The organism is Kosakonia sp. YIM B13571, from assembly GCF_042788095.1.
In the GTDB taxonomy this organism is placed as follows: Bacteria; Pseudomonadota; Gammaproteobacteria; order Enterobacterales; family Enterobacteriaceae; genus Kosakonia; species Kosakonia quasisacchari.
Map to the genome: position 1 here is coordinate 1 of NZ_JBHZPL010000016.1, position 11,985 is coordinate 11,985.

An 11,985-nucleotide genomic window follows, 5' to 3' on the forward strand; every position below is an offset into this window, starting at 1 on the left:
GACGCGGATGCCGATACCGATGCAGACACCGACGCGGACGCAGATTCGGATGCGGATGCCGATACCGACGCAGATGCAGATGCGGATACTGACGCCGATGCAGATGCCGATGCAGATACTGATGCCGATACCGATACCGACGCCGACGCCGATGTAGATGCAGATGCAGACTCAGATGCAGATGTGGATGCAGATACTGACACGGATGCCGATTCAGACACTGATGCAGACGCGGACACCGACGCCGATGCGGATGCCGACGCGGATGCCGATACCGATGCAGACACCGACGCGGACGCAGATTCGGATGCGGATGCCGATACCGACGCAGATGCGGATGCAGATGCCGACGCCGATGCTGATTCGGATGCAGATGCAGACACCGACACCGACACAGATTCGGATGCAGATACCGACGCAGATGCAGATGCGGATACCGATGCTGACACAGATGCCGATGCCGATGCAGATGCAGATGCTGACACGGATGCAGATGCGGATACCGATGCAGATGCGGACGCAGATTCGGATGCTGACGCAGACGCAGATGCAGATTCGGATACAGACGCCGATGCCGATGCCGATGCCGATGCAGATACTGATGCCGATACCGACGCCGATGTAGATGCAGATGCAGACTCAGATGCCGACGCCGATACCGATGCTGACACGGATGCCGATGCGGACACTGATTCAGACGCAGATGCAGACTCAGATGCGGATGCAGACTCAGATGCCGACACAGATTCGGATGCAGATACCGATGCAGATGCAGATGCAGATGCAGATACTGATGCCGACGCGGATACGGATGCAGACGCAGATACCGACGCAGATGCAGATACCGATACTCATGATTCGGATGCCGACGCAGATACGGATGCCGACGCAGACGCCGATGCAGATTCGGATGCTGACGTAGACGCAGATGCAGATTCGGATACAGACGCCGATGCGGATACCGATGCAGATGCGGACGCAGATTCGGATGCAGACGCAGACGCAGATGCAGATGCAGATGCGGATACCGACGCAGACGCCGATGCCGATACGGATGCAGATTCGGACGCCGATGCAGATTCGGATGCCGACGCGGATACGGATGCCGATGCAGACGCAGATACCGATGCGGATACCGATGCAGATGCGGATACCGACGCAGACGCAGACGCAGACGCCGATGCCGATACGGATGCCGATACGGATGCCGATACGGATGCCGATACGGATGCAGATTCGGACGCGGATGCCGATACGGATGCGGACGCCGATGCAGATTCGGATGCCGACGCGGATACGGATGCAGATTCGGATGCAGACACTGATACCGACTCCGATGCAGACGCCGACACTGATACGGATTCAGATGCGGATGCCGACGCTGATGCTGATTCGGACGCCGACGCCGACGCCGATGCTGATGCCGACGCCGACGCCGATGCTGATGCCGACGCCGATGCCGACGCAGATGCTGATTCGGACGCTGATACAGATACCGACTCAGATGCAGACGCTGACACTGATGCCGACTCAGATGCAGACTCAGATGCAGATGCAGATACGGATGCCGATTCTGACGCTGATACCGATACCGATACCGATACCGATTCAGATACTGATGCGGACTCAGACGCGGATTCAGATGTTGACGCGGACGCCGACGCGGATACGGATTCAGATACGGACGCCGATGCAGATTCGGATGCCGATGCAGACGCAGATACCGATGCGGATACCGATGCAGATGCGGATACCGACGCAGACGCGGATGCAGATTCGGACGCGGATGCCGATGCTGATGCGGATTCTGATGCCGACGCCGATGCAGATGCAGATGCAGATGCAGACGCAGATTCGGATGCTGACGCCGACGCCGACGCAGATGCAGATTCGGATACAGACGCCGATGCCGATGCGGATACGGATACTGATGCCGACACAGATTCGGATGCAGATACGGACGCCGATACCGATGCGGATGCCGATACAGACACCGATGCAGATGCAGATGCAGATACTGATGCCGACGCTGATGCAGATACTGATGCCGACGCGGATACGGATGCCGATGCCGACACTGATTCAGACGCAGATTCGGATGCGGATACGGACGCTGATGCTGATTCTGACGCCGATGCCGATACCGACGCAGATGCGGATACTGATGCCGATGCCGATGCCGACGCGGATACCGATGCAGATGCGGACGCAGATTCGGATGCCGATGCGGATACGGATGCCGATACCGATGCAGATGCGGATACCGACGCAGACGCAGACGCCGATGCGGATACTGATGCGGACACTGATTCAGACGCAGATGCGGATGCCGATTCAGATACAGACGTCGATACTCATGATTCAGACGCCGATGCAGACGCCGATGCCGACTCTGACGCCGACGCCAACAAAAGTTCTGATGTGCATTTGACTGTGACCTTAACGCCGGGGGCTAATACGCCGGAGACGTCTGACGACAATATCCTTCACATCAATGGCGGCAGTGGGGATCCTAACGGTTATGACATCCAGAACGGCGTCATCGTTGCTATTGGCGATAACGTGCAGATTTGGCTTACGCCAGACAGCCCGGACGGTGCGATCCAGGGCGATCATGTCCCCGAATGCAGTAACCCCAATCAGATTCACTATTACGACAGTCACGGCAATGCCAATGCCAGCGGCAGTTCCGCGGGCAGTACGGATATTTTTGTCGTCGGCGACCATACCGGCGGGTACTACCAGCAAGGGGATTGGTCCAACGATCACTATGATTTCAGACCGGTGAATGGCATCACCGGCAATCAGGGCGTGCCAGAAGGTGAGACTGGCAAAGATTACATTTTTGTCACCGGCGACAGCGCGAACTACTCCGTTTCGGGCGTTGATCACCCGGCGAACCATCAGAATAACTCCATCGATAATTTGCAGGTCACCAACACGGAAAACGGCTCGCACCCCTTCGGTAATGCCAACGGAATCGAAGGTGTTGTCTTTGGCGATGGCCCGTCGTCAACGTTGGGCGGCGATACCCATGTGACCACATCGGTCACGCTGAACCTGGATGTTAACCTCGAAAGCTCCGACAGCAGCGATCATCTGACTTCACTGACGCTGAGCGGCCTGCCCGAAGGGGCACAATTCAGCGGCGACCACATGAGTGTGAGTTATGACGGTGAACACGGCACTTACACGCTCACCTTTGATGACAACTCGTCCCATTATGACGGGCAGATTTCGGTGATGTTGCCGGAGGGGCAAACGACAATTGGCGATGTCTCTATCGAGGTGAACTCCACCGCCGACGAACTCCACGATACGGACTTTACCTTGAATGGCGAAGAAGGGGGCCAGGTGGTGAGCGGTACGGAGACCACCAGCGCCGGGGAACATACGGCCGACAGCCCAGCCGATACGCCGCATATCGAAGCGACCAGCCTCGCCATTGATGAGACCTCCCACGCAGATACGCAAAGTGCCGATCACACTGCGGACAGCACTCAGCACGCTGAGGATCTCTCCGATGATCACACCACTGACTCAACCGGCGAAGAGAGCGCCAATTCCCTGTTGCTGGTGGAGGACGATAGCCTCCAGCTCGGCAATCTCGAACCCGGAAGCGCCGAGTCGCAGGGACAGACGGTTGTTGCGGACGATGCCTCGCTGAACAATTTGTTGGGTGAAGAGAACGACAGCGAATCGGAGGAAAACAGCAGTAACGCTTCCCATCACGGCTCCGCAGCCCAGCACGGCGGGGATCATCATGAGGGTAATCATTATGGTTGGGAGCATCAGGATGCAGATCGCCATGATGGAGGGGATCAAGCAGGGGATCGCCAGGACGCTTCGCACCATGACGCGGAACATGCCAATAGTGATGCATCCGCACCCAGCCTCAGTCATGACGAGCCGGTCAATTTCAGCGACATCATCCAGGATGACGATGCTCACCAGGATCTCAGCAGCCTTGTTAAAGGCCACGCGCCGGACGCCGGGCACGCCGATCATGACGCCGGTAACGATCACTCCGCACCGGTGGAACCGCCGGATGGTGGAGAGGATCACGGCGGTGGCGAAGGTGGGCACGACGATATGGATCACTTAATTGCCAAACCCGATGCCGACTCTGGTGGTTAACCGAGCCGGTTTGTTTAGACGTCTGTCTGCGTTACAGGCCACAGCAGGAGGCCAACATGTTATCTCGCAAGCCGCTGTTATGGGGGATTTCCCTCCCGCTGCTGCTGATCACCGGCGCGCACGCCACCACGCTTGAGCAGGCGGTGAAAGAGGCGATTCTCTGGCACCCGGAAGTCAGCGCGTCTATTAACCGGCGTTATTCGGCGGATGAGGATCTGCGGGCGGCGAAAGGCGGATATTTGCCGTCGCTGGATGTCACGGCGGGAACCGGCTGGGAGCAATCGGATAACAGCACCACGCGTGCGGCTGGGGATCATCTGCGTAATTTACACCGCAGCGAATCGAGCATTACGGTGACGCAAAATCTGTTTAGCGGGTTTGCCACCCGCAACGAAGTTGCCCGCCAGACCGCGACGGTGAACTCCCGGGCCTGGACGGTGCTGGACACCAGCGAAACCACCGCGCTGCAAGCGATTCAGTATTACCTCGATGTGCTGATGCGCCGGCAACTGGTTACCCTGGCGGAAGAGAACCTGAAAAACCACCAGCGGGTATTCGATCAGATTACGCTGCGCACGGAGCAGGGCGTAGGACGCCAGGCCGATTATGAACAGGCGGAAGCCCGCCTGGCGCAGGCGCGAAACAACCTGCTGACGGAGCAAACCAACCTGGACGATTCGCTGGCGAACTACCAGAGCATGACCGGGAAAGAAGCCGATGATCTCACACTACCGGCGAAATTTAAGGTTCCCGCTTCGCTGGAAGATGCCCGACAGTCGATGTTGAAAAACAGCCCGTTATTAAAACAAGCCGCTGCCGATGTCGAAGCGACGCGCCAGCAATATGAGGCGGCGAAGTCGCGGTTTTACCCCAGCGTAAATGTGGAAGTGGGACGCACCATGGATAACAACATTGACGGTACGCGCGGCCACAATCAGGAGTGGCAGGCCATGTTGCGCATGCGCTACAACCTCTACAACGGCGGCAGTGACAGCGCCACGCTCTCCTCTTATGCCTACAAAATGCGCGAAGCGCAGGATGTCAGAAATAACGCATTACGCCAGTTAAACGAAGAGCTGCGCCTGGCCTGGAACGCGTTACAAAACGCCCAGAAACAAGTGCCTATTGCGAAAGATTATGCCGATCGCAGTGTGACGGTGCGCAGCGCTTATCAGGAGCAGTTCAGCCTGGGCGACCGCTCGTTGCTGGATATGCTGGACAGTGAAAATGAAGTCTTCACCGCGCAGCAGCGCTATGTGGAGATGCAGTTCACGGAGATGTTTTCGACGTATCGCATTAATGCGCGCACCGGCGAGTTGCTGAAAGCGCTTAATATCCAGCCGCCTTCTTCTGCACAACCGCTGGATGACACACCCACATCGAAAGTGGAATTGCCTGAACTCAAATAACATGTTCAGGCAGGGCAGGGGGTCTTTCAGCCGACAGCGCTGAAAAACGCCTCTGGGGTCTTCGCTATCGCGGTATTCCGCGAACCTGCAAGGTCAGATTATGACGTCGACGAATAATGACACTCAGGCGCTTCCGGTTTCCTCTAACGAGGAGGTAGCCAGAAGCGATCCCCGGCAGACGCATGATGATCCGCTGCTGGATTGTCTGATGATCGTGTGCAAATTGCATAATATCGCCACCACGCGCTACTCGCTGACATCCGGGCTGCCGCTGAAAAACCATTCACTGACGCTGAGCATTTTTCCGCGTGCGGCGCAGCGGGCGGGGTTGAAAGCCAGAACGCTCCAGCGCTCGCTTGAGACGATTTCGGCGATATCGCTGCCGGCGATAGTGCTGCTGGAAAACAACCAGGTTGCGGTACTGATTGGCTGGGACGGGCAGCAAGCGCGGTTATTACCGAGTGAAACCGAAGGCGGGGAGATCACGCTGACGGGCGATGCGTTGGCGGAGCGTTATAGCGGCACGACGATTTTTCTCCAGCGGGAACATGAATTTGATACGCAGCCTACGGCTACGATCCCGCGCACGCGAAACTGGTTCCAGGATACGCTGCGGCTGTCGAAGTTCCTCTATGCCGATGCGGTTATCGCCAGTCTGCTGGTCAATATTATTGCGCTGGCGGCACCGCTGTTTGTGATGAATGTGTATGACCGGGTGGTGCCCAACCAGGCGACGGCCACGCTATGGGTGCTGGCGATTGGCATTACCATTGCCTACTTCTTTGATTTTATTCTGAAGACTCTGCGCGGCATGTGTCTGGATTTGGCCGGTAAAAAGACCGACTTGATTGTCTCCGCCGCGCTATTTGAACGTCTGCTGGGGATGAAAATGAAGCTGCGTCCCAACCGCGTGGGCAGCTTTTCGCAGAACTTTCAGGAGTACCAGTCGGTGCGGGATTTCCTCTCGTCACTGACGCTGACCGGGTTGATTGATTTCCCCTTTACGCTGCTGATTATGCTGGTGATTGGCATTATTGGCGGCCCGCTGGTGTTTATTCCGTTGGTGTCTTACCCGATTGCGCTCATCGGTAACTGGTTGCTCCAGCGCCCGTTGATGTCGCAGGTACAGAAAACTTACCGCTTATCCAGCGAACGCCAGGCGATGCTGGTGGAGACGCTCACCGGGCTGGACGCCATTAAAGTGAATAACGCGCAGAGCGAGCGCCAGTACCAGTGGGAGCAGATTATTGGCCAGCTCAGCAAGCTGGAGATGAAAGTGAAATCGCTCTCTTTTGTGGCGGTGAACTTCACGTCGTGGATCCAACAGGCGAGCGGCGTAGCGATCATTGTTGCCGGGGTTTACATCATTATCAGTGGCTCGCTCAGTATGGGCGGGCTGGTAGCCTGCTATTTGTTGCACCGGCGCGCCATGATGCCGGTGGGCCAACTCTGTAGCCTGATAACCCGTTACCAGCGGGCAAAAATGACCAAAGCCACCGTCGATCGCATGCTGGATCTGGAGCAGGAAATTCATGACGAAGACGTTCCGCTCAGGCGTGAGAAACTCTCCGGGGCGCTGGAGTTTCGCGATGTGACTTTTCGTTATCCGAACAACCAATACACCTCGTTGAACAACGTTACGCTGACCATTAAACCGGGCGAAAAAATCGGCATTATCGGCCGCAGCGGTTCCGGTAAAAGCTCGCTGGCGAAGCTGCTGGTGGGATTTTACCAGCCGGATGCCGGTAGCGTGCTGATTGATGATATCGATTCCCGGCAGATTGATGTCCACGATTTGCGCCACAACATTGGCTACGCCCCGCAGGATATCCACCTGTTTAGCGGCTCATTGCGGGAAAACCTGCTGTATGGCGCAAGCTATGTCGGCGAAGAGGCGATGCTGCGGGTGGCGATGATCACCGGCGTGCATGAGTTCGCCCGCCGCCACCCTTCGGGCTACAACATGCGTATTGGCGAGCGGGGAATGAACCTCTCCGGCGGTCAGCGTCAGGCGGTTACGCTCGCGCGGGCGCTATTGCTTGACCCGCCGATTTTGCTGATGGATGAACCTACAAGCTCGATGGATAACACCAGCGAGGAGCTGATCAAAAAGGCGCTGATCCCGGTCGTCGCCGACAAGACGTTGCTGTTGGTGACGCATCGTGCTTCGTTACTCTCCCTGGTTGAGCGTCTGATTATTCTCGATAACGGCAAAATCATCGCCGACGGCCCGAAAGAGAGCGTCATGAGCGCACTGAAAAAGGGGCAAATCCATGCAAATCGTTGACCTGCTTAGCCGCCTGATGAGCTGGCTGTTCGGTGATAAAAAAACGTCGCCGCTGGCCATCAATGAAGTGAATCAGGCGTTGCTTGATGACTCGCCGCGCGTTATCCGCATTACGCTGTGGGCGATTTTTATCTTTTTTATCCTGATGGTTGGTTGGGCGTCATTTGCCGACATTGATGAAGTGACGCGGGGCGAAGGCCGGGCTATTCCCTCTTCACGGCTGCAAAAAATTCAGAATCTGGAAGGGGGAATTGTCGCCCAGGTGTATGTTCACGAAGGCGAAGTGGTGAACGCTGGCGCGCCGCTGATTCGGCTCGACGATACCCGTTTTCGCTCTAACGCCGGGGAAACCCAGGCCGACCGTATGGCACTGCAGGCGCGTATTGAACGCTTAACGGCGCAGGTCAATGGCGCGACGACGCTGGAACTCTCGCCGGAGATAATCCAGCAGGCACCGGATATTGCCAAAGGTGAAATGGCGCTGTTCCTGAGCATTAACAGCAAGCTACAAAGCACGATTGCCGGGCTGAATGAGCAACTGGTGCAGAAAAAGCAGGAGCTTATCGACCTGCAAACCAAAGCGGCGCAGTACAAACAGAGCCTTGGGCTTTTGCAGCAGGAGATTAATCTCTCTGAGCCGCTGATCGCCAAAGGGGCGATTTCCCGGGTGGAAGTGCTGCGTTTACGGCGCACCGAAGTGGAGACGCGCGGGCAACTGGATTCAATGACGGTTGCTGTTCCTGGCGCTGTCGCGGCGGTGAACGAGATCACCAATAAAATTAACGAAACGCTGGACGGCAACCGCAGCGACGCCTTGACGCAACTCAACCAGGCGCGGACTGACCTGAGTAAAGCGGAAGCGACCGGTAAAGCGATTGCAGATCGGGTGAACCGTACAATGGTGACCTCGCCGGTCAGAGGGATTGTGCAGCAACTGATGGTGAACACCATTGGTGGGGTGATCCAACCCGGCAGCGATATGATAGAAATTGTGCCGCTGGATGACCGGTTGCTGGTAGAAGCGAAAATTCGCCCGCAGGATATTGCCTTTTTACACCCCGGTCAGCAGGCGATTGTGAAGTTTTCCGCGTATGACTACACCATCTATGGCGGGCTGGCGGGCGAACTGGTGCAAATCAGCCCGGATACGGTGACCGACAAAGACGGCAACAGCTTTTACGTGATCCGTTTGCGCACGGATAAAAACCATCTCGGCCCGGATGATAAACCGCTGTTGATCATTCCAGGCATGGTGGCGTCGGTGGACATTATTACCGGCCAGCGCACCATCCTGCACTACTTGCTCAAACCAATATTGCGCGCCAAAGCGGAAGCGCTGCGTGAACGGTGACAGCGAAAGGGAGGCCTTTGCCGCCTCCCTTTGTGGTTAGCGGCGATAGCGCAGCAGCACCATCATCACCAGCGCCAGCGTGCTGAACGAAACCGTATACAACGCCTGCGCCGCGCCCCATTTTGCTGCCAGTAAGGCGGCAATCAGTGTCGCTACGGCGGCGCAGCACGATTGCCAGCGCCATACTTTTGCCGTGGCAGTGGAAACGGCATCGGCATGGAAATTGTGCAACAGGCCGAATGTCCCGACCGCAAAGACCATATTAGACGCCAGATGCGCGGCAAAGATGATGAGCAGCGCGGTTTTTGGATAGGACGTTAAACCCGGCAGCACACAGTAAGCCGCCAGAAAAGCCAGTAAACAGCCGACCAGATAACGGTTGCGGCTGGCATAGCGTTTGAGGTTATCGGCCTTTAGCAGCAGCGGGCCACAAAGCTGACCCAGGCTGCGCGCAAAGATAAGTGGCAGAGCAAGGTCGGTGGCTTCCGCGGGACGCATTTGTTGTATCAGCGCCGGAAGCAGCGCCATTGCAGGCGCGCCGACGGCGGCAAGCGCCGGTAACAACAGCAAGCTGCGTTTTTGTATGACCGGTAAATGATGCCAGCGCAGGGGCTCGGCCTTTTTGTGGTGATTCTCATGGCTTACCGGCGGTAGGTAGCGTGCTGTAGCGCATAGCAACACCGTAGAGAACACAAAACTGATGGCATCGATGGAAAGCAGTGTCACCGGCGATACCCGGTCGAAGAGGACAACGCCAGCGCCTGCGCCAAGCAGCACCTGAGAGGCGAAAATCACGGTTTCCATGCTGGTCGCTGCAGGCAGTTCGTTTGCGCTTAAACCACGTTTAAAAACCAGACTCATGGCAGGCCAGGATAAGCCGGCGGCAAATGCTTCGATCGATTGCACAGCAAGCAGCGCGGGGATGCTGTGTGCCAGCAAGCCGTAGAGCGGCAAAAGCAGCCCGGCGAGGCCAATCAGCTCACACAGCAATAATAAGTGCAGCGGCGAGACACGCCGACAACCGTATTCCCCCAATAAACTGCCAAAAAAACCGGGTAGTGTGGCCAGCATATAGCTCAGCGTGAGCGTTGCCGGGGAGGCATGCCAGCGTAACAACTGACCGAGGATCAGGGTTTGTGTTAACCCATTGCCGATAGAGGAAAAAAGATAGGCACTACCAAACAAGCACAGCCAGCGGTGCTGGCGCAGCGCGCGCACCAGAACCATCAATAATGTGTTCATTGTCGACATTCTCAAGTAAACAGAAAACCGCGTGCGGCATACAGCGCACGGTGCAAAAGTGTGTTCACAGAGAGTGTGTCGTTACATTGGCGAGCCTGATGAATTTCAGAGACCTATAAACGTAGCATCCCTTTTCCTGAAAGAGAAGCGGACGGGAACGTCCGTGTTCCCGCTGGTTTTCATCTGCTAAGCGATAAACAGACTGAGCAGCAGAACCATACCCAGGCCGACCACAGAGTTAATTAACTCCAGTAGCCCCCAGGTTTTGAAGGTGTCTTTCATCGAAATGCCGAACGTCTCTTTAAACAGCAGAAAACCGCCGTCGTACATCAGCGTAATGGTGTTGCTGCCGCAGGCTACGGCCAGGCACATCAGCGCCGGGTTGAGGTGAAACGCGCCGACCATTGGCGCGACGATACCCGCAGAGGTGATGGCTGCGACGGCGCCTTGCCCGGTGAGAATGCGGATGATCGCCGTGATTATCCACGCCACGATGAACGGCGACAGCGGAACGTGACTCATAATGTCCACGATGTGGTTACCCACGCCGGAAACCACAATCACCTGTTTCAGAATACCGCCGGCGCTGATGACAAACAGCACGTTGGCAATTTTCGCAATCGCGTCACTGGCGCAGTGGGTGACGCCTTCAGCCGACATTCCACGCTTGATACCGAGGAACCAGATTGCTGCCAGCGTGGCCAGCAGCATGCTGATTTCCGCGCTGCCAAAGAAGATGCAGACTTTCACCAGCGCCGATCCTGCGGGCATTAACCCTTTGATAATCGACGCGACAATCATCAGCACCGCCGGGATCAGCGGGATCAGAATGCTGATGCTAAACGGTGGCAGATCCTGCGCGGTTTTTTCTTCGACCGGTTTCATCAGGGAATTCAACGGAATCGCTTTAATACCCGGCAGGTATTTGGGCAGCAGAATGCCCGCGCAAAACAGCGCCGGGATAATCACTAAAATGCCGTACAGATAGACCTGCACAATATCGGCGTTGAACGCGCTGATGAGCGCTACCGGACCCGGCTGCGGCGGGAACAGGCTGTGTCCCATGGTCGCGCCTACCACGGTTGGCACCACTAATTTCATGTACGGAATGTTGGCTTTTTTAGCGATATTTAGCACCAGCGGCATTGCAATCAGAAACGCCACTTCATAAAACATGGCGATGCCAAAAATAACGCCGATAAACATCAGCCCGACCGAAAGAAACCGCGTACCGCAGCGTTCAATGACATTATCCGCAATACGTTGGCTGGCACCGGATTCGGTCATAAATTTACCGATAATCGCGCCAAAAATAATAATCAATGCGAGATGGCCGAGAATACTTCCCAGACCGTCCTGAATAACTGTGACAATTTTATCCAGCGGAATGCCTTCCATGATCGCAACAAATATCCCTGCGATCAGTAAGGCGAAAATATTATGGAATTTATATTTAAGGTTCATAACGACCAGGAGTGCAATACCAACCAGCACCCAAAATAGCGCGAGTAACGGAGACATAGAGAATACCTTACGGATTTGCCTTAAATGAAAGCCGG

5 protein-coding genes and 1 pseudogene are annotated in these 11,985 nt (G+C 56.1%); 4 read left to right on the forward strand and 2 right to left on the reverse strand.

Translation table 11 applies throughout. The features are described from left to right. The 4 genes and pseudogenes from ACFX4O_RS22735 to ACFX4O_RS22750 all read left to right on the forward strand — a co-directional run. A pseudogene (locus tag ACFX4O_RS22735) lies at positions 1 to 4,137 on the forward strand (hypothetical protein); the annotation flags it as partial. 56 nt (positions 4,138 to 4,193) lie between these two features. Then, complete coding sequence (locus tag ACFX4O_RS22740; RefSeq protein ID WP_131408452.1) at positions 4,194 to 5,546, forward strand: TolC family outer membrane protein; 1,353 nt, start codon at positions 4,194 to 4,196, stop codon at positions 5,544 to 5,546. Between the two features lie 100 nt (positions 5,547 to 5,646). Continuing rightward, positions 5,647 to 7,833 carry a type I secretion system permease/ATPase gene (locus ACFX4O_RS22745; protein ID WP_380211404.1) on the forward strand — a complete coding sequence of 729 codons (2,187 nt, stop codon included), beginning with the start codon at positions 5,647 to 5,649 and terminating at the stop codon, positions 7,831 to 7,833. Continuing rightward, positions 7,820 to 9,184: an HlyD family type I secretion periplasmic adaptor subunit gene (locus ACFX4O_RS22750; protein ID WP_131408448.1), complete on the forward strand. Its 1,365-nt coding sequence runs from the start codon at positions 7,820 to 7,822 to the stop codon at positions 9,182 to 9,184. The genes ACFX4O_RS22745 and ACFX4O_RS22750 overlap by 14 nt, the downstream gene beginning before the upstream one ends. A gap of 36 nt (positions 9,185 to 9,220) precedes the next feature. On the opposite strand, the gene ACFX4O_RS22755 is transcribed toward ACFX4O_RS22750, so the two are convergent. Beyond that, positions 9,221 to 10,426, reverse strand: a complete 1,206-nt coding sequence (locus ACFX4O_RS22755; RefSeq protein ID WP_131408446.1) for an MFS transporter — start codon at positions 10,424 to 10,426, stop codon at positions 9,221 to 9,223. A 186-nt stretch (positions 10,427 to 10,612) separates the two neighbouring features. Further along, entirely contained in the window at positions 10,613 to 11,947 is a 1,335-nt protein-coding gene (locus tag ACFX4O_RS22760; RefSeq protein WP_380211407.1) for a gluconate:H+ symporter, read from the reverse strand. Between the last annotated feature and the right edge of the window lie 38 nt (positions 11,948 to 11,985).